Raw genomic sequence first — 18606 nt, 5'->3', positions numbered from 1 at the left:
TTGCAGGTCTAAATGTGGGAATCGCGGTGATATGAGAACAATTGCCAGAGTGTTCGGGGCTGGGTTCTTGCTGGTGGGAATCCTCGGCTTCATCCCGGGCATCACCACGAACTACGACACCATGCGATTCGCTGGGCATGAGTCCAAGGCCATGCTGCTCGGGATCTTCCAGGTCTCGATCCTGCACAACCTCATTCACCTGTTGTTTGGCATCGCGGGCCTGGCGATGTCGCGCACGGCGGCACAGGCACGGACCTATCTGCTTGGCGGTGGCGTCATCTACGCGCTGGTCTGGCTCTACGGGTTGCTAATCGACCACGATTCCGGCGCCAACTTCGTCCCGCTGAACACAGCGGATAACTGGCTGCACCTCATCCTGGCCGCCGCCATGATCGGTGCCGGGCTCTTGAGCGGAAGGGAAACCGAGACGGTCCGTTAAAGGCGGGCGCGCAAGCGGCTGCGCGCGATCGGCCCGAGGTCGTCCACCATTTCGAGCAGGCCGGCCAGCTGCTCCAAGGCCGACAGTGCGGACTGAGCTCCCTCGGGGTCAACGCCTTCGTGGAGTTCCAAGCCGATGAAGGCGGCCGAGATCGCCCGGGACAGTCCGCGCACGTCGGCGAAGTCAGCGAAAGGAGAGCCTGTCAGCACACGTGACAGGGTCACCTCGATCTCAGCGTTCCACAGCGCGAGGGCGTCAGCCGTTGGCGCGGCTAGCTTTTTGTCCACCTGCGCACCGGCCAAGAGCTGGGCGAGCACGCGCACATTGCCCAGCTCCCGTTCCTCTTCGTGCAGAGCCCGGCCGACGTCGAGCAACTCCCGCAAGGACTTCACGCCTTCGAGACGTTCTTTGTACGCGGCGACCCGAGCCGCGGTGCCAGCCGAGCACGCGGCGGCGAGCAGTTCATGGACGCTGCCGAAGTGGTAGAACACCAGCGCCTGGTTGACCCCGGCCGCCGCCGCGATCGTCCGCGCGGAAACCCCGGCGACACCATGCACCCGGATGGCTTCGAGAGCGCCGTCGAGCAGCTTCTGCTTGGTGGTGTTCATGCGCTTCATTCTCGGGCACACTCGCGCACCGGCTTCACTTCGGCCGGCACGGAGCGCTCCGCGACGGACTCATAGGCACAGGTGAAGCTGCCCCGATAGCCGAACAGGGAGCCGATGCGCTGATTCGAGACTTTGACTTCGATCCGGAATCGTTGCGCCGCCTCGTCAAACCACTCGCGCACGACGGCGTCACCGGTCATCAGCGACGGCATCCGGAAGCCAAGCGGGCCTTCGTAAAAGCGCTGCGAGCCGGTGCGAATCCATAGCCCGCCGTGCTTATCAGCCGACAAATCGAGGTCCACGGCGAGATGCTGATGCGTGCCGAGATAGTCCACGACTTTGCCCCGGGCCGCGCTGTAAATCATCGTGGCGTCGAACCGGCGGCGCGGCCGGCCCGGAAGGTCAAACGCGCGAACGACCGTGACGGTCTCGCGGCCGAACCGGTCGCGGTAGGCGTAGTTGCGGATCGTGAACGGAACGTCTTTTCCCGACTCTGGGAACAGGATGTGGCGCGTCGCGCCCGCGTAGAGGAAAGGCACCGTGAACGCTCTGCCCCGCCAGATGTCTTCCATGACACCGGTGCCGATGCAGGCGATGCCATCGCCGGCGTTAAAGCCAAAGCGCTTTTGCAGCTGAGGGTGCAGGCGGTCAAAGGATGAGCCGAGGGCACGCTGAAAGATCGAGGTCACGATAGCTCCAAGGAGTCGAGAGTGGACGGTGCTTTGCGGGCGAGCCGGTCTGGCGGGCGGCGCAGGCAACGCCTCGCGGCGGGGGTGGTGGCAGCCGGCGGCAGGACAATGACGGCCAAAGCCGTGAGGGCGGCTGTCCACAGTGGACCCAGACTGGCCGTTAACGCGACGACGGCGAGGCGGCTCAGCACGTCGAACAAGGCGTTGCGCAGGGCTCGCCGTGGCGTGATGCCGCGTTCAAGCCGCAGCCGCAGGCGATCGAACGACCACGCCGTCGCCCAGCCGCGCAGCGGGCGAAACAGCAGATCGGCGCTCGCGTAACGCGGTTTGTAGTCGTAGCCGGTCAGGAACCGGATGCCGCCAGCCACCGGCACATAACGCCAGTAGCCCGAGCCTGCCGTGATCACGGACAGCGGGTGGTCCGTGCCGAAACGCAACGCCGACGTGCACGTCCCGTCTGGGCGAACCCGCTCCCCCATCGTCACGCCCACACCTTCGATCGACAGTCCGGGCAGGACCGTCGTCGCGTAGCGAAAGCGCGTCGGCTCACCCCCGGCCGCGGGGAGAGAGTTGATGCGGGTGAAGCGAAGGTCCCATCGCTCGTGCAGCGCCGGGTATTGGGGTCAGCCGCCATAACTCCGGCATTGCACAACGGACCGTGGTTTGCACGTAAAGCGGTCTCATTGCTGCTCCCCTCCGCTTTTAAGCGACTGCTCAAACAAGTTAACAGGATTTGAGCACTCGCTCAAGTTTCATGTTTTGCCTGCTAGACAGCCCGACTGGGGTCAACATGAGCTTTATGCGGATTAGAGGACTTTTGGGTGTGGTGATGGCTTTCGGCGTACTAGCTGGTGGGTGTGGAAAAACCACCGTGGAAGCCGTCGCCGAGCCTCCTGCGGTGGCCCCTCCCCCAGCTGTCGTTCTGGAGATTCAGCCGGTCGCGGAGGCGTCCGGCGTCCCGCTGAGCACGGAGATTGGCCTCAACGTCCAAAACGGAGAGATTGGCACCGTCTCGGTCAAGGACGATCAAGGCCGCGAGGTCGCCGGCTTCTTGCGCTCTGACAAATCCGCGTGGGTACCAAGTGAGCCGTTACGACCCGAGACCCGTTACACCGCCACGGCCCAGGCCGGGGACCAGACGAAGACGACAGTGTTCACGACGATGGCCATGCCAGGGGTCACCGTGGACACGGGGCTGTACCTGTTCGACGGCAACGAGTACGGCGTCGCGATGCCCGTCGTCGTGGAGTTCACGCAAGACATCGCGCCCGAAGATCGCGCCGGAATCGAGAAACGCCTGTTCGTCACGACGGTGCCCGTGCAGGCGGGTTCGTGGTCGTGGGTCAGTGCCAAGCAGGTGGAGTACCGCGGCGAGCAGTACTGGCAGCCCGGCACGCAGATCCACATGCGGTCGGCTTTGGAGGGTCATCCGCTCGGCGGCGGAAAGTGGGGCGACAAAGACCGGCGGGCGAGCGTCAATATCACGCGTCACCAGGTCGAGCTGTTTATTGACAATGCGACAAAGCACCTGACCGTGCGCGAGAACGGCACCGAGACCAGGTCGATGCCAGTCAGCCTGGGCAAGGCCAGCACACCCTCGTCATCGGGAACGATGGTCATCATGGACAAGCAGGCCAAGACCGTTTTCGACACGACGGGCGAGCCTGGTGATCAATATCGCGCCGATATTTCCTACGCCCAGCGCCTGACCTGGGGCGGCGAGTTCATTCACGCCGCGCCTTGGTCGGTTGGGGACCAAGGAGTCAACAATGTCTCCCACGGCTGCGTCAATATGTCCTGGAGTGATGCTGAATGGCTGTTTGGCGTGACTCATGTCGGTGATCCCGTAACCGTGACCGGAACCGAGGTCGAGCTTCAGTCGGGTAATGGATTTACCGCGTGGAACCACAGCTGGGAGGCCCACCGGGAGGGAAGCGCGTTGCCGGGCCGGTGAACGCCAGGCACGATAAGTGAATACACCCCTCGGAGGTTTCATCATGCCAACGCGCCGACACACCCTCACGGCCCTCGGCCTCGCCGGAGCGAGCGTGGCGGGCCTGGCGGCCTGCAGCGACAAACCGTCCTTTAGCGACAGCGCCAAAGAGCAAGAGCAAAAGTCAGCCAAGGCGAAGGCGAGCATCACCAGCCCGGCGGAGGGGGCTGCCGATGTCCCAGCGGGACACGAGTTCACGTTCACCTCGACTGACGCCGTGGACACGAAGTTTGAGCTGCTCGATGCCAACGGCGCGGCCGTGGCCGGCGAGATGCACCCTGACGGCAAGGGCTGGCTGCCCGCCAAGATGCTGACGTGGGGCGCTTCCTATACGGCCAAGGTGTCCGCGACCGGTGACGACAGCAAGACCTTCACGGCCGAGACGAAGTTCACCGTCATGGCCAAGCCCAGCAACGAAGTGCGCGTCATCAGCTTCCTGCCGGACAACCGCGAAATCGGCACCGGCATGCCGCTGATCTTCCAGCTCAGCCGGGACATCCCCAAGGACCAGCGGGCCGCCTTGCAGCGCCGGATGCTGGTCAAGACCGAGCCGGCCACCGAAGGTGTCTGGGGCTGGTACACCTCACGCGAGGTGCACTGGCGGCCCAAGGAGTTCTGGAAGCCGGGCACCAAGATCTTCGTCGACTCGCACGTGGGTGGGATGCCGCTGGGCGAGGGCTTTTATGCCCGCGCCAACGTGACCTTCACCGGCACGACCGGCCGTCAGCTCATCATGACCATCGATGACGCGAAGGCTCCGAAAGAGATGGTCGTCACGATCGACGGCGTGGAAGCCAAGCGCATCAAGGTCAGCCTCGGCAAACCGACGTGGCAGTCTTCCAGCGGGATCATGATCATCATGGAGAAGCTGGAGCACACGGTCTTCGACACGACCAACGACCCCAACGCGCGCGAGCGCTACCGGGCCGACATCGACTGGGCCCAGCGGATCACGCACAGCGGCGAGCACCTGCACTCCGCGCCGTGGTCGGTGCAGCACCAAGGCATCCGCAACGTATCGCACGGCTGCGTCAACATGTCGCCTGACGATGCCAAATGGCTCTTCGACATCACGAAGCAGGGTGACCCGGTGATCACGTCCAACACGGGTCAGGTGCTCAAGTGGGGCGACGGCTGGACACACTGGACCGAGTCGTTCGAGGACTACGCCAAGCGATCGGCGATTCCGCTGTCGTAGGGGTAGGGCATGCTTGGGCGCGTGACAGCACCGAACCGTCCCGCGTCCCTTACCTGGCTGCCCCATTTCATCGCGCTAGCGCTGGTCTGGGGCTCCTCATTCCTGTTCATCAAGGTCGCCGTAGCCGAGGTCCCGCCCGCCTACGTGGCCCTGTTCCGCGTCGCGTTAGGCGCGCTCACGCTGCTCGCGATCATCGCGTTCACCTCGCACCGGCTGCCGCGGGGCTGGGGCTTGTGGGGCCATCTCGCGATCGTGGCCTTCATCGGCAACGTGATCCCGTTCGCGCTGTTCGCCTATGGCGAGCAAGAGGTCTCCTCCGGGATCGCGGGCATCTGGAACGCCACCACTCCACTGACGATGATGCCGGTGATGCTGCTGTTCTTCCGGTCAGAGAAGCTCACCCGGCCCAAGGTGATCGGCTTGTTCACCGGGTTTGCCGGAGTGCTTGTGGTGCTTGGGGTTTGGCAGGGCATCGGTGCCGGGACGCTCGCGGGACATTTGCTGTGCTTCGGTGCGGCGACTTCCTACGCGTTCGCGGGACCCTACATGCGCCAGCACCTGACCGGGCGGGATATCTCGGGCGTCTCCCTGGCCACGGGACAGATCGTCATGGCCACCGTCGAACTGGCCGTCCTGGCGCCCCTCATGGCCGGGTCACCGCCGCCGGTGTCGTCGCTGTCGTGGCAGGTGCTCGCCGCGTTAGTCGCGCTTGGAGCATTCGGCACCGGGATCGCCTTCGTGCTGAACTACCACGTCATCCGGATCGTCGGCATCAGCACGATGGCGACCGTCACCTATCTCATGCCGATCGTGGCCGTGACGATGGGTTTCCTCGTGCTCGGTGAACGGCTCGCCTGGTACCAGCCGCTGGGCGCCCTGATCGTCCTAAGTGGAGTGGCCATCTCGCAGGACATTCCGTCGCGTTTGCTCGCCCGCTTCCGTGCACGTCCCGAGCAGGCGCTGGCCCAGTAAGGGCCTCATTTGGTTCCAGGCAAGGCGCACGGCGCCGACGTGTACGCAGTTGGTACACGAGGCGGCGAGTAACGCAGCCAGGGGGCCAAATGGGCGAGTGGCCTGCCGACGCGCGTCAGCAGGCCACTCTCACCGGGGGAACGGTGTCACCACAGCTAGACATCTGGGGGAGATATCCTCGCTAGACCCCAGCGTATGTGAAAAGCGGCTAATCGGACAAGTCTGTCTAAACGACTGTCCTAGTGGGATAATGCCGTGTCGGGGTAAAAGCGATCAATAGCAGGCTTAATAGCAGCAGGAGATTCCGCCCGACGAACGATCCCGGCGTGTCGGTCGCTTTTGGAACGATCGCGAAGTCCCAGTCGATGGCGCTGACGACGCCGAACAGGCTCACGAAGTACCCACCGATCAAGAGGAACCACAGCGGCGACCAGCGGCCCCATACGGCCGCGAGCACGGCGAGCAGCGCGGGGGCGATCCAGTAAAGATGGTGTGCCCAGGTGATGGGGCTGATGACACCGCCACATAGGCCCGTCAGCGCGGCGGCCACGACTTCGTTGCCTTCGCGGTGGGCTTGCGCGGCCCGCCACAGTCCAAACGCGACGATCGCTAAGCCGAGCGCGAGCCAGATCAGGCGGTTGGGCTCCAACGGGATGGCCAGGCGGTGCAGGAGCGCTAGCAGCGACTGGTTGCCGGTGATGTCCGTGCGCCCGACACGTGCCGTGTCCCAGAGCGCACCGGTCCAGAAATCCCAGCTCGCACGAGGGGCGACGGCGAACATGAGCACTGTCGCTCCGGCAGCGGTGCCCATCGCCGTGAAGGCTGCCCGCCACTGCTTGGTGATCAACAGATAGACGATGAAGATGCCCGGCGTGATCTTGATGGCTGTCGCGAGACCGATCCCGATGCCCGCCCACTTGCTCCCCTTTGGACGGAGCACCAGCAGATCAAGCAGGATCAGGAAGACCAGCAAGAGGTTCAGCTGACCGAGCGCGATGGTCTCACGCAACGGCTCCATCGCGAGAATCATGGGCACGGCCGGAGCGGTGATCCACGTGGGCAAGCCCAGCGCCCTGACGATCCACCACGTCGTGACAATCACCGCGGCGATCGTGCCGAGCACGAACAAAACCTCAACTAAGCCGAGCGGTAAATACGAGAACGGCAGCAGGAACACACCCGAGAACGGCGGATAGGTGAAGAAGAGTTTGCCTTGCAGAAAGTCGGGCTGAAACCACGAGTAGAGGTCGTTGCCTCCCGCCCACCAGTCCATCGCCTTCATGTAGATCCGCAGGTCATAAAACTTGTGCCCACGGTTGTGGTAATTCCAGAAGACCCACGCGGAACCGGCGACAGCCAGGAGAAAGACCACAACGCGGTGCAGGCGTTTCATGGACGTCATCGTAGGCTGTTGCGGTGGCAGATCTTCGCGGCAACGGAACCGATCGACTGGTGTGGATCGACTGTGAGATGACGGGCTTAACGTCCCGAGACGCCCTCATTGAAGTCGCCGCCCTCGTCACCGACCCTGACCTCAACGTCCTGGGCGAAGGCGTCGACATCGTCATCCACGCCTCGGACGAATCGCTCGCCGGGATGCTCGACATCGTGCAGCAGATGCACGCCCGGTCGGGGCTGACCGAGGAAGTACGCAAGTCAACGGTCACGCTGCAAGAAGCCGAAGACCGCGTGCTCGAATACGTCACTACCTACGTCAAGGAGCCCCGGACCGCTCCGCTGTGCGGCAACTCCATCGCGACGGACCGCGGGTTCATCGCACGGGACATGCCTCGCCTGGACGCTCACCTGCACTACCGGATGATCGATGTCTCGTCGGTCAAGGAACTGTGCCGCCGGTGGTACCCCAGGGTGTACTTCGGCCAGCCTGAGAAGGGCCTGGCTCACCGCGCTCTGGCCGACATCCGGGAGAGCATTCGTGAGCTGCGTTACTACCGCGAGACGATTTTCGTGCCCCTGCCCGGGCCTGACGTCGAAGAAGCCAAGCGCATCGCGCAGACCCTAACCCGGTCGACAGACGCCTGAGGGTTGTGGCTATCATGGTCGAGCACATGTGCGCATGGTGGTCGTAGCTCAGCTGGTAGAGCACCCGGTTGTGGTCCGGGATGTCGCGGGTTCGAGTCCCGTCGATCACCCTCTACGAAAAAGGAGCCCTTCAGGGCTCCTTTTTCATTTGCGGCTCAGATGTAGCTGCATCCCCGCCGTTGGCATCGGCCGCGAATCATCTGATACCAGATGAGGCTGCTCCGTGTGCAACTCCGGCTCAGGCGGCGGCCACTGTTCGCCACCCGGCCCCGGCTGCACCGGAATCGTCAGCTCAGCGTCTTCTGTCGCCGCGTCCTGTTCACTGGCGGCCACGGTCGCACCGAACCCGGGCACGAAGTCCGCCGCCCGCCCCGGACGTCGGCCAGCCACCGGCAGCTCCTGCGTCACCGCCTCATCGTCGCCGGCCGGAGCGCTCACCGCACCCCGTGCGGGAACAGCGGCTGCCATCTGCGCATTCTGCCGCCGCTCGCCTTCAGCCTCCGCCTGCGGTTCGACCGGCACAGCGGCGCGGACTCGAGTTGCGGTTTGGCTTTGCGCGGCCGCACCTTGGGTCTGTGCCGGGCTCGCGGGCGGGTGGGACGCCTGTGCCGCGGTCTGGGCGGGTTCGAGGATCGGGACGTAGGCCGGCCAGGAAGAGCGGGATGCCGCTTCGTGGATCGACGGCACGTGACCGGGAGCGAACGGGACCGCTGGGCGAGGCAGGCCGAAGTCGGCGGCGACCGGTGTGTTCATGACATACACGATTTCCCGTGGGCGCTGCGGCCAGGCGAGCGTAGCGAAGCCGAGCAGCAGCAGCACGGGACCCAGGATCAGCAGGCCCCACGTCGTGTTGTTGAGCCACGCCGCCGTCACCGCGACAGACAGTTCGACGGTCGTCGAGGGGGCGATGACGATCAGGGCCAGCTGGCGGTCACGGTCAGCTGTGGGGGTCCACTTGAGAGTGGACGAGCTTTGGCGTACCCAGAAAGGTTGTTGAGGACTAGGAAGAGTCTCGCCCGCGGAAACGACGTGGCGGGTCGTGACGGTCAGCGGTCCCCGGCCGAGGCGGGCGCCGGTCAGCTCCGTGTAGCTGACACCCGTGAGGAACGCGGCCAGATCCGCAGGAGCCGCCATGGCAACGAAAGCACCCTCGCCCGCATTGAGTTCGAGCGATGTCTGCTTGGCCCGTGCGATAGGCGCGTCACGGCGCAGAAGCGCGTCAACGTCAGGCACGACAACGACTCGGTACGGGGAATCGATGGGCATCAGAGACGCATGGAAGGCCCCGTCAGGACTGCGGTGCTGCATCGCCCACCAGGCCACGGCTCCCGCGGCCAGGATCGGCAACGCGACGAGCAGGGTAAGGATGCCAGCGGTTATCCGCAAAACACGCATGACCTGACAACGCAGGCTCTACGCCCGCAGATGCGGGTATAGAGCCTGCGTTAGCGGTATTTATGACCGTCGTGTGCGCGACAGTGCGAATCCGGCGACGATCAGCGCGAGCACACCGGCGGCGAGGCCGGCCCAGCCTAGGGTGTTGTTTTCCTTCTCCCCCAACGAAACGTCGACGTTCGCGGCCGGGGTGGCACTCGGGTTCGCGGCGGCGACGAGCTTTAGCACCGGCGCCGGATGCTCCACTTCGGACCCATCCTTGCTGGGCAGATCGATCCAGCGAACGACGGCACCGTCGGAATACGTCTGGAGGGCCTTGAAAATCATCTGGTCGGCCTTGGGCATCGGGCCCATCGACACCGGAAACTCCTGGAACTGACCGGGCTTGACCTCTGCTCCCGGCGTCGCCGTCCACGTGATCGTGCCAACGACTTCGGTCACCGGGCTGCCGTGCACCTGAAGCGGCGTGCTGAGGGTCCGCTTGGTCGTCGTCACCGTCCAGCCAGGAACCGGCATTGTCGAAACCGAGGCCACCGGAGTGTCCTCAGGGATCTGAATCTCAAGCTTCGTCGTGCTTTCGGTGTCAGATTCATTTGGTACTCGGAAAGCGACCCGTGCGTAGCCGCCTTGCGTGGCCTCTTTCGGGTTCACGGTGACGTGGGCGGAGGCGGGTGCCGCAACGGCGACCAGAGCGATCGTGGCCGCCGCCACGACAGCGAACTTCTTCACGGGAGGATCTCCTTTACTTGACCGGAACCGTTGCGGTAACCGTGTCTTGATCGAAATCTGAGATACGCAAGGTGAACCTGAGCTGCCAGTCGCCAGGCGTGGGCAGCGTGAGGGAACCGGTGACGTGGTTGTCCGTGAGCTTCAGCATCGGCACCTCGATCGGCTCGACACCGGCGCTCGGCAAAGCCGCCGTCACCTTCCACTCCACGACTTTGAGCGGCTGCCCGTTCTTGTCGTAGGCGTAGAGGTGCACGAGGTTGTTGCCGACCTTGCCCGGGTCGACCTCGACGGTCAGCTTGAAGAGGCTGCTGTCCAACGTGGACGTGTACACCGCTTGGACTGGAGGGGTTTTGGCGATCGCCTCGGCGGTGCGGGCGGGTGTCGTCTGGGTGAGCGCTGCCGTGACCGCGAGCACGACCGCGGCGGTGGTCACCTCAATGGCGGCGAACTTACGCACCCGTGGCGCCTGTCCACTGTGGACAGACTTGCGAGCGAGCACGGCCGCGCCCAAGATGACCGCGACGAGCGCGACTTTGGCGATCAGCAGCCGTCCATAGGTCGTCTCCACGAGCGCGGTCAGTGTCGCCACCTCAATCAGCGCCGACACCACTCCCGCGAGTACGACGACCGCGATGGCAACGCCCGCCCACCGCGACCACACCGGCAGGATCGCCGCGACTTCACGCTCATTCGCCCCACCTCCCGCCGCGCCCGTGCTGACTGCCTGGCTTTCCCGCCCTTCCTCGGTCGCGACTTCCCCGTCACCGCTTTCCGCCTCACCTTCGGCCGCTCCGCTTGCGCCGCTGGCCGGGCTCGCCTCGGCGGCAAGCGTTTCGTGCACGCCGTCGGCCGCGTACGCCTCTTCCGCGAGCGCTTCGCTTGCGCCACCCGCCGCGTTCGCCTCTTCCGGAAGCGCTTCGCGCACCTCGCTTGCGCCGCTCGCTGCGTTCGACACGGCCGGAAGCGTTTGGTGCGCTCCGCCTTCGCCATTGGCGGTGCTCGACTCGGCAAGCGTTTCGGGAGATTCGCTTTCGGCGCCGAGGGCTTGGCCGCCGGCGAGGCTGAGCTCGGGGCGGGCGATGGTGGGGTGGGCGGGGCGCAGGAGGAACGTCACGAGCATGACGAGCCCGCCGAGCCAGACCGCGATGCCTGCCAGGTGCAGGGCGTCGGTCACTACGGACACGGCTGGCACTGGAGATCCGGCGGGGTGGCCGGTCAGCGGCCAGGTCATGGCGCCGATGCCGGCCAGGATCACGACGAGCACGCGGTCGACGACCGTCGACGTGCCTTGGATCAGCGGGCGGACCATGATGGCGGCCACCGCGAGCACGGCGAGCCGCACGAGCAAGGCGATACCGTAACGGCTCGCCATGACGTCGCTGAAGGCGGAACCGTCCACTTCGAACAGTCCGGTGCCATTGGTGTACGGCACTTGGAGGTAGATGCTCGCGAGGGTCGACAGGGTCACGAGGCCGAATCCGGCCCACATCAGTTTTACCGGGCCACGGCGGTTTAGCCGCGCGGGCCACAAAAGCGTCAGCACGAACACGGCGCCCACGAGCAGAGTCAGGCCCACGTAACCCACGTACTTCGCGACCCCGATGAGGTTGCGCACCGTGTTGTCGACTTCCTCGGGCAGCGCTTGCGTTGGCGCCGTCGAAGTCTGGCCATAGGAGAACGTGTAGCCGCCCGGGACCGGATGACTGTCCGCTGAGATCACACGGAAGCTCACGAGATAAGTCCCGCGTACCAGATTGTCTTTGAGCCGGATCGTCAGCACGGCGCCGTTGGCTTCGGGTTTGCCTGTGTCAGCGCGCTTGCCGTCCGGCCCGATCACCTGGATCTTGTCGTTAACCGGGGCGACGGGCTCGCTGAACGTCAGGACCACCTGCTTCGGTGCTTCCTGAACGATGGTCCCCGCGGCGGGGGTCGCCTTAGTCAGCGCGGCATGCGCCTGCGCTGGCGCCTGCCATCCAAACAGGACGATCAGTCCCGCGACGAACGCGAGCACAACGTGCTTCGGGGTCGGCTTCACGGTCCTAGGTTCGCGCATGGGACGCGAAGTCACCGAATTCTCCGCGCCCCTTGGCGCGAAGAGGACCGGCGCAAGGGTGCTCCGACCGCACGAGAGGCGGCGCGTCATGGGGTAACAGCCTGACGCTGACGCGGAGTGGCCGCGGGAGCGGACCCTCGTGACAGTGCCAGCAGGATGAACGCCTGCGCGAGCGCGGCCACGTGCGTGACTTCGTGCGCGAAAAGCGTCATCCCGCCCGCGATATCGAAGGCGCTCGTAATGGTGAGACAGCCCGCGAGCACGAACGCCACCGGCACGAAGGCGCGAGCGCGCCCCGGCTGCCAAGCGGCCAGGGCGAAACCGACCGCGAGCGCGATATCGAAGGAGGCCGCTTCGCGGCTGATGTGCACGTCAGGCCCGCCAAACAGTGCCGGGATCGCCAGCGCCAGCTGAACGGCGGCGGAGATCGCCAGCGCGATCTGCAGGATGCGGCGGCGGGAGGAGGCCCGGGCTTTGTGTGATTGGGACTGGTCCGTGTGCACGGCGGCGAGGATGCGGGCGGTCAGATCCGGGACCTCAACAGCCTGGACCCGCACGGCCCGCGTGACCTGTGATGCGGTCGCCAGCCACGCGCGGCAGTCAGCACACGAGGCTAAGTGATCATCGAGCCCGCCCAGACCGGGATCTTCCCCGTCCATGCGCGCCGAAAGCGCCACACGTATCCGTTCACAGCCAGTCATGCACGGGTAGTCGCTCCAGACGCGAGATTAGTTCCCGGGGTGAGGTGCGACACGCGAGCCGGCCGAAGTGCGCGGAGCACCCGCGACGATTTAGGCTTGCCAACCGTGACCCCGCCCGCCGAGCTTGACGCGCCCACGCACTGGGCGCTGGCCGCCAAGTACGGGGATCCCGCAGCTCAGGCGGCCTTTGTCCGGCTGACGCAAGCCGAGGTGTGGCGATTCGCAGCGGCGCTGGTCGATACGTCAACGGCTGATGATCTCACTCAGGAGACGTATCTGAGGGCGTTTCGCGCGCTGCCACAGTTCGAAGCCCGGTCGAGCGCCCGCACGTGGCTGCTCGGGATCGCCCGCCGCACGTGCGCTGATCATCTGCGGACCGTGGTGCGACAGCGAAGGCTGGAAAACCGGATCGCCACGACTGCCACGCCTAACGCCCATCCCGATCCGGCAGGGCAGGTCAGCGCGACCGCACTGCTCGATCGCCTGAGCCCTGAGCGGCGAGAGTCGTTCATCCTGACCCAGTTGCTCGGGCTGACTTATGAGCAGGCGGCGCAGACGCTCGGCGTACCGGTCGGAACGATCCGGTCCCGAGTCGCCAGGGCACGTGCCGATCTGGTCGCTGACGTAGTTATTGCGTTAGCAGCCTGATCGCACAAGGAGCACCGCAATGCGCAACTGGGGCAAGACACAGCCATGGCTGAGCCTGCTCGTCCGGCTCGGATTAGCTGGCGTTTTCCTCGTCGCTGGCCTGCTCAAAGCGCAGGACCTCGACGCCAACAAACGGGCGGTCATCGCTTACGAGCTGCTGCCCACCAACGTCGCCGAGATCATCGGCGTCGCTCAGCCCTTCCTTGAAATCGCGATTGGACTGTTCCTTCTGCTGGGCATCGCGACCCGGCTGATGGCATGGCTCAGCGCGATCGCCATGGTGATCTTCATTTCCGGGATCGCCTCGGCTTGGGCCCGTGGCTTGAACATCGACTGCGGCTGCTTTAGCAAAGGCGGCGCTCTCGAGCCGGGGCAGACGCCCAACTATCTGCCCAGCATCCTCTGGGATGTCTTCTACCTGGCCCTAGCCGTGTTTTTGATCATTTACCCAGTCAGCCGGTTCTCCCTCGACGGCTTGCTGAAACCAGGTTCCTCCAAAGTAGATATTGAGGGAGAAAGTGAAAGTGATGGCGCAGAAGAAAGATGACCGCCGGGCAGCCGCTCGAATGGTTCGTGAGCAAATCGCCAAGGAGCAGCGGCGCAGACGCATGATCTGGGGCGGCGTCATCGGCGCCATCGTCGTGGCCACCGCTGGAATGATCGTTTGGGTGCTGCTGCAGTCAAATAGGGCGGCCGAAGTCTTCACCCCAGCCAACGCCAACGCCTCGGGCAACGCGATCGTGGCCGGCACGGGTCCCGTGATCGTCGAGGATTACATCGACTTCATGTGCCCGCACTGCAAGACGTTCCACGACGAGAGCGACGCGGTCATCAAGCAGCTCGTCGCCGAGAACAAGATCTCGTTCGTGACACACCCTGTGGCCTACCTCGACCGGTTCTCCACCACCAAGTACTCGACGCGCTCTTCTGCCGCGTCGGCGTGCGCTGCCGATGGCGGAAAGTTCACCGAGTTCAGTGACGCTCTATTCGCACAACAACCCGCGGAAGGGTCCGCTGGCCTCAGCGACGCCGAGATGATCGCGATCGGGCGGGGTGTCGGGCTCGACGACACGTTCGAGCAATGCGTCACCGGCGGGCGGTACCTGACGTGGGCGAAGAAGGTCAGCAATGACGCCACGAGCGCGGGCATCACTGGTACCCCCACGGTTTTGGTCAATGGGACCAAGGTGCAGGGCAACACGGCGGCGATCCTCGCGGCTGTGGCGGCGGCGACCGGGAGCTCCTCCCCCAGCCCTTCTGCCAGCTAGGTTCGTTACCATCGGCCCTCATGCTGATGCGAAAGGTGGGCGCCGTGCTCGGCACGGTGCTCACCCTGCTTTTCACGACCGGCTCGCCCGCCCTCGCGCACGGTGCTGACGCGCCTGACGCGACGAACTACCGCTCGACAATCACCTCGCTACCCCCGCTGTCAGGCGTCGAGATCATCACCATCGAGGCGGGCGCGCGGCTTCAGCTGACCAATCGCGGCACCGAGCCGGTCGAGGTGCTGGGTTACCAAAACGAGCCGTATCTGGAGATCCGGCCCGACGGCGTGTATGAGAACATCCACTCTCCAGCGACATATCTCAATATCACGATCCTTCACGTCGATCCCCCGGCGCACGCTGACCCCACGCTGCCGCCCTCGTGGAACAAGGTGAGCGACGAGCCGTTGTACCGCTGGCACGACCAGCGTGCGATTTGGACCTCGGTCACGGAGCCACCTTCGGTTCTTGCCGCCCCTGATCAGCCCCACCACCTGCGTGACTGGGTGGTCCCGGTCCGCGTGGGGGCGACAGCCCATGAGATCAAAGGAACATTGGAGTGGGTACCAGCTCCAGCGCCCGCGATCTGGTGGCTTATAGCCATCGGCGGTGCCGTGGCGGTTGGCCTGATCGGCTTGATCGGTCCCCTGAAACCGTTGCGGGCGTTCATCACCATCGCGGCGGGTGTGCTCGGGCTCGTCTATGTCGTTGGCCGCGAATGGGATGCGGGCTACTTCACGTTCTGGCCGTTGCTGGGGCAGATGTTCTCGGCGCAGCTGTGGACGACAGTCACCTCGCTAGCCGCTATCGCGGCGGGCGTCTACGCGTTGGTCAAACGTCGCGGTGACGCTGATTTCGCGATGGCGCTCGGCGGTGGCGCCGCCGCCCTATTCGCTGGCATGGCAAGCGCTGCCGCGTTCCACCGCTCCATCATCCCGCTGCCGTGGAGCGCCGCGACGGGCCGCGTTCTCGTGTGCGCCATCATCATCCTCGCCGGCGGAAGCGCGATCGCCTCCATGCTCCGCCTACGCGGCACCGCACCCATCGTCGACCCCGCGCCCCACCACGACCCGGTGCCCCACGACCCGGTGCCACACGACCCAGCACCAGGCACCGCCACCTAGTCGTGATCCACATCCCGATTGGTGATCCACATCCCGGCAGACGTGATCAAACCACCTGTTGATCACGTCCCGGTGGATGTGGATCACGCCTAGAGAGCGGTGTGGGTCAGGGCCTGGGGGGCGGTGGAACACGCGCGGGGGGAACGGCGTGAGTCAGGGTCGGGGGCGGTCATGGATCACGCTCGGGAGCGGTGGGTCGCGGTTAGGGGGTGGTGGCGAGTGGGGTGAAGCCGAAGGGGAGTTCGAGGCGGTGCTTGGCCAAAAGTGCTGTGTCGGAAAGGATTTCCCGGGTCGGGCCGTCGGCGGCGATGCGGCCTTCGTCGAGGATGACGGAACGTTCACAGAGCTGTAGGGCGTACGGGAGGTCGTGCGTGACCATCAGCATGGTGACCGGCAAGTTCAGCAGGATCTCGGCTAGCTCCCGCCGCGCCTGGGGGTCCAGATTGGACGATGGCTCGTCGAGGACGAGCAGTTGTGGATCCATGGCGAGCACAGTTGCCACAGCGACCCGCCGCCGTTGTCCGAGCGAAAGGTGATGCGGCGCGCGGTCTTTGACCTCCGTCATGCCGACCCATGCGAGCGCATCGTCGACGCGAGCGTCGAGTTCAGCGCCTTTGAGCCCCAAGTTTGCCGGCCCAAACGCCACGTCTTCACGGACCGTTGGCAGGAACAGCTGATCGTCAGGGTCCTGGAAGACAAGCCCCACGCGGCGGCGGATCTCCGCTAACGCGGCCCTGTCCCGGGGGTCAGCCTTGAGGCCGCCGACGGTCACAGAGCCTTGTGCGCCAGGCATATTCGGCGCCGGGAGGATGCCGTTAAGGTGCAGCACGAGGGTCGTCTTGCCGGCTCCATTGGGGCCGAGGAGCGCGACCCGCTCACCTTCGCTGACGCTCAGGTTCACCCCGTGCAGGGCCTGATGACCGTCGGGATAGCTGTAATGAAGATCCGTGATATCGAGACTCGTCACGCGTACCCCCAAATGATAAGAATGGCGGCGGCCAGAACCGGCACGATCGCACCGGCCGCCCACTGCCTTGCGCTGCCTAAGGTTTCGGCGTGCAGCGCCGCCGGGAGCCGGCCGGTGTAGCCGCGCGACCGCATGGCGAGGAACACCCGTTCACCGCGCTCGTAGGAGCGGATGAACAGCGAACCCAGCCCTGTCGCGAAACCCTTTACCTGCCACAGGAACCGTGGATCGTCCAAACGCGACAGCCGGGCGATGCGCATGCGCCGCGCTTCGTCGGCGAGCACTTCCAGGTAGCGCAACATGAACATCGCGATCTGTGTGATCGCCTGGGGCGCTTTGAGCCGGTCGAGCCCGACGAGCAGGTCTCTCGGCAACGTGGTCGCGGCCAGTGTGAGCGCGATCAGTACCCCCAGTGTGCCTTTGATGAGGATGTTCCAGCCGCCCCAAAGTCCTTCGACGGCAAGGCTCATCCCGAGCACCGTGGTCTTCGGCCCGGCGGCGAAGAACGGCAGCAGCAAAGCCGTTGCCACGAAAGGCAACTCGATGAGACACCGTTTCGCCAGCCATAGCGCGGGAATCCGGGAGAGCACCGCCAGCGCGAGAATGATGACGGCGTATGCCCCGAAAACGGCGACCCGTTCCCGGGGCGTAGCCACGACGACGACCGTAAAGGCAAGTGCCGCAGCGATTTTCACCTCAGGGGCGAGATGGTGCACCAGTGAGTGCTGATGCACATACATCGCGTGGGCATGCCCGGCGCCCATGTCAGGCCCGCACTCTCCGGCGGCGGACCACCCAGAAGATGGCGAGCCCGACGGCGAAAGTCACCACGACACCGATCGCGCCCGCGACACCGGTTGTGCCGTCTATCCCGTTCCAGCTGTAGTCCCCGAGGATGCTGCCGGCCAATTCGTGATCCTTTTCGCCGGACGCCATACACGTCCCGGAACCGTCTTCCTCGCAGCCGATCTGCGCGGTGTGGTCGAGACCATCTGGTGAGCCGGACGCGAAGTAGCTGATGCCGCCGGCGAGCACGAGCGCGGTCAGCAGGCCGGCGATGATGACCGGCTTCGGGCTGCGCCGCACTTCGGTTTCCAGTCGCTGGCCGCGCAAGGCGTAAACCAGGTCGGGCCGCACCTTCGCCACCGCGATAACGGCGAGCGCCGCGATCAGGCCTTCACCGATGCCTATAAGCACGTGCACTCCCGCGAGCACACCGGCGATCTCGCCGTAGCTCAACGTCAACGGCACGCTGCCGCCCAGCATGTATTGCAAGACGAACCCTTGGCTGGCAAGCAAAACGCTCACCACCGAGGCGATGAACACGGCCGCGCCCACGCCAAAAGCGGTGCGCGGCAGGAGCTTCATCAGTCCAATCACGACCAGGTAGCCCACCGCTGTGCCGAGCAGGGCCATGTTGGAGATATTGAGGCCAAGCGCGAGCACACCTCCGTCGGCGAACACCAGGGACTGAACGATCAGCACCACGGCCACGCACAGCGCACCCACCCACGGCCCGACGAGCGTCGCCGCGAGCGCACCACCCAGCAAATGACCACTGACCCCGGAAAGCACCGGGAAGTTCAGCATCTGCGCCGCGAAGATGAACGCGGCCACCAGCCCAGCCATCGGGGCCAGCCGGTCAGAAAGATCCTGGCGCGAACGCTGCAGGCAAACCGCCAGCAGGATCACTGCCAGCGCTGCGTACACGAGGGAGACGGGCCCGTTGATGATCCCGTTACTGATATGCATGGCGAGGTCCACGTCCCCATCTTCGCCTTA

The 18606-nt window shown here is 65.1% G+C and carries 20 protein-coding genes, 1 tRNA gene and 1 pseudogene; 10 read left to right on the top strand and 12 right to left on the bottom strand.

The features are described 5' to 3' along the window. The first annotated feature begins 31 nt into the window (after nt 1-31). Nucleotides 32-439 carry a DUF4383 domain-containing protein gene (locus A3E1_RS0134955; RefSeq protein WP_026209124.1) on the top strand — a complete coding sequence of 136 codons (408 nt, stop codon included), beginning with the start codon at nt 32-34 and terminating at the stop codon, nt 437-439. Here the strand turns inward: A3E1_RS0134955 and A3E1_RS0134950 are convergent. The 3 genes from A3E1_RS0134950 to A3E1_RS43760 are packed head-to-tail and all read right to left on the bottom strand — an operon-like array spanning nt 436 to nt 2221. Then, complete coding sequence (locus tag A3E1_RS0134950) at nt 436-1047, bottom strand: TetR/AcrR family transcriptional regulator (protein ID WP_026209123.1); 612 nt, start codon at nt 1045-1047, stop codon at nt 436-438. The genes A3E1_RS0134955 and A3E1_RS0134950 overlap by 4 nt on opposite strands. A gap of 5 nt (nt 1048-1052) precedes the next feature. Beyond that, nucleotides 1053-1736: a DUF4166 domain-containing protein gene (locus tag A3E1_RS0134945; RefSeq protein ID WP_020525480.1), complete on the bottom strand. Its 684-nt coding sequence runs from the start codon at nt 1734-1736 to the stop codon at nt 1053-1055. Next, nucleotides 1733-2221, bottom strand: coding sequence for a hypothetical protein (locus tag A3E1_RS43760; RefSeq protein ID WP_020525479.1), 489 nt, complete (start codon nt 2219-2221; stop codon nt 1733-1735). The genes A3E1_RS0134945 and A3E1_RS43760 overlap by 4 nt, the downstream gene beginning before the upstream one ends. 314 nt (nt 2222-2535) lie before the next feature. On the opposite strand from A3E1_RS43760, the gene A3E1_RS0134935 reads away from it, so the two are divergent. From A3E1_RS0134935 to A3E1_RS0134925, 3 genes are read left to right on the top strand one after another with little or no spacing between them, the layout of a single operon-like run. Continuing rightward, a complete protein-coding gene (locus A3E1_RS0134935) occupies nt 2536-3690 on the top strand; it encodes a L,D-transpeptidase (RefSeq protein WP_245571536.1) in 1155 nt (384 codons plus the stop codon). Nucleotides 3691-3733: 43 nt separating this feature from the next. Beyond that, the gene (locus A3E1_RS0134930) at nt 3734-4927 is read left to right on the top strand and encodes a L,D-transpeptidase (RefSeq protein WP_020525477.1); all 1194 of its coding nucleotides are present in this window, start codon (nt 3734-3736) and stop codon (nt 4925-4927) included. 21 nt (nt 4928-4948) lie between these two features. Next, on the top strand, nt 4949-5899 hold the full coding sequence (locus A3E1_RS0134925; RefSeq protein WP_245571535.1) for a DMT family transporter: 951 nt from the start codon (nt 4949-4951) through the stop codon (nt 5897-5899). Nucleotides 5900-6125: 226 nt separating this feature from the next. Here A3E1_RS0134925 and A3E1_RS0134920 read toward each other — a convergent pair whose 3' ends face one another. Further along, complete coding sequence (locus A3E1_RS0134920; RefSeq protein ID WP_020525475.1) at nt 6126-7301, bottom strand: glycosyltransferase family 87 protein; 1176 nt, start codon at nt 7299-7301, stop codon at nt 6126-6128. 14 nt (nt 7302-7315) lie between these two features. Between A3E1_RS0134920 and orn the strand changes: the two genes are divergently transcribed. Both orn and A3E1_RS0134910 read left to right on the top strand, forming a co-directional pair. Next, the gene (gene orn, locus A3E1_RS0134915; protein WP_020525474.1) at nt 7316-7942 is read left to right on the top strand and encodes an oligoribonuclease; all 627 of its coding nucleotides are present in this window, start codon (nt 7316-7318) and stop codon (nt 7940-7942) included. A 37-nt stretch (nt 7943-7979) separates the two neighbouring features. Beyond that, nucleotides 7980-8052, top strand: a tRNA-His gene (locus A3E1_RS0134910). A 34-nt stretch (nt 8053-8086) separates the two neighbouring features. On the opposite strand, the gene A3E1_RS0134905 is transcribed toward A3E1_RS0134910, so the two are convergent. The 4 genes from A3E1_RS0134905 to A3E1_RS45440 all read right to left on the bottom strand — a co-directional run bounded on the left by A3E1_RS0134905 (nt 8087) and on the right by A3E1_RS45440 (nt 12796). Then, nucleotides 8087-9337: a hypothetical protein gene (locus tag A3E1_RS0134905; RefSeq protein WP_020525473.1), complete on the bottom strand. Its 1251-nt coding sequence runs from the start codon at nt 9335-9337 to the stop codon at nt 8087-8089. Nucleotides 9338-9397: 60 nt separating this feature from the next. Continuing rightward, the gene (locus A3E1_RS0134900) at nt 9398-10066 is read right to left on the bottom strand and encodes a YcnI family copper-binding membrane protein (protein ID WP_020525472.1); all 669 of its coding nucleotides are present in this window, start codon (nt 10064-10066) and stop codon (nt 9398-9400) included. Nucleotides 10067-10079: 13 nt separating this feature from the next. Further along, the gene (locus A3E1_RS47575; RefSeq protein ID WP_169454496.1) at nt 10080-12101 is read right to left on the bottom strand and encodes a copper resistance CopC/CopD family protein; all 2022 of its coding nucleotides are present in this window, start codon (nt 12099-12101) and stop codon (nt 10080-10082) included. 104 nt (nt 12102-12205) lie between these two features. After that, entirely contained in the window at nt 12206-12796 is a 591-nt protein-coding gene (locus A3E1_RS45440) for a hypothetical protein (protein ID WP_020525470.1), read from the bottom strand. Between the two features lie 129 nt (nt 12797-12925). On the opposite strand from A3E1_RS45440, the gene A3E1_RS0134885 reads away from it, so the two are divergent. Genes A3E1_RS0134885 through A3E1_RS43745 form a run of 4 tightly spaced genes read left to right on the top strand, consistent with a single transcriptional unit; the run spans nt 12926 to nt 15857 of the window. Further along, nucleotides 12926-13468 carry a sigma-70 family RNA polymerase sigma factor gene (locus A3E1_RS0134885; RefSeq protein WP_020525469.1) on the top strand — a complete coding sequence of 181 codons (543 nt, stop codon included), beginning with the start codon at nt 12926-12928 and terminating at the stop codon, nt 13466-13468. Nucleotides 13469-13487: 19 nt separating this feature from the next. After that, nucleotides 13488-14015, top strand: a complete 528-nt coding sequence (locus tag A3E1_RS0134880) for a DoxX family protein (RefSeq protein ID WP_020525468.1) — start codon at nt 13488-13490, stop codon at nt 14013-14015. Then, nucleotides 13996-14736 (top strand): DsbA family protein, encoded by a 741-nt coding sequence (locus tag A3E1_RS0134875; protein WP_026209120.1) that lies wholly within the window; start codon nt 13996-13998, stop codon nt 14734-14736. The genes A3E1_RS0134880 and A3E1_RS0134875 overlap by 20 nt, the downstream gene beginning before the upstream one ends. A gap of 20 nt (nt 14737-14756) precedes the next feature. Then, nucleotides 14757-15857, top strand: a complete 1101-nt coding sequence (locus A3E1_RS43745) for a hypothetical protein (protein ID WP_020525466.1) — start codon at nt 14757-14759, stop codon at nt 15855-15857. A 202-nt stretch (nt 15858-16059) separates the two neighbouring features. Here A3E1_RS43745 and A3E1_RS0134865 read toward each other — a convergent pair whose 3' ends face one another. From A3E1_RS0134865 to A3E1_RS48950, 4 genes and pseudogenes are all read right to left on the bottom strand, one after another. Beyond that, the gene (locus A3E1_RS0134865; protein WP_020525465.1) at nt 16060-16824 is read right to left on the bottom strand and encodes an energy-coupling factor ABC transporter ATP-binding protein; all 765 of its coding nucleotides are present in this window, start codon (nt 16822-16824) and stop codon (nt 16060-16062) included. Then, complete coding sequence (cbiQ, locus tag A3E1_RS0134860; RefSeq protein WP_020525464.1) at nt 16821-17588, bottom strand: cobalt ECF transporter T component CbiQ; 768 nt, start codon at nt 17586-17588, stop codon at nt 16821-16823. Before cbiQ ends, A3E1_RS0134865 begins: the two co-directional genes overlap by 4 nt. Before the next feature lies 1 nt (nt 17589). Beyond that, nucleotides 17590-17910: a PDGLE domain-containing protein gene (locus tag A3E1_RS48955; RefSeq protein WP_211216055.1), complete on the bottom strand. Its 321-nt coding sequence runs from the start codon at nt 17908-17910 to the stop codon at nt 17590-17592. After that, nucleotides 17884-18576 (bottom strand): annotated as a pseudogene (locus tag A3E1_RS48950) (energy-coupling factor ABC transporter permease); the annotation flags it as partial. The pseudogene A3E1_RS48950 and the gene A3E1_RS48955, both read right to left, overlap by 27 nt. Between the last annotated feature and the right edge of the window lie 30 nt (nt 18577-18606).

Source organism: Catelliglobosispora koreensis DSM 44566 (assembly GCF_000379685.1).
Taxonomy (GTDB): Bacteria; Actinomycetota; Actinomycetes; order Mycobacteriales; family Micromonosporaceae; genus Catelliglobosispora; species Catelliglobosispora koreensis.
The sequence above is the reverse complement of the archived record's forward strand: the minus strand, read 5'-3'. Positions and strand labels throughout refer to the sequence as shown.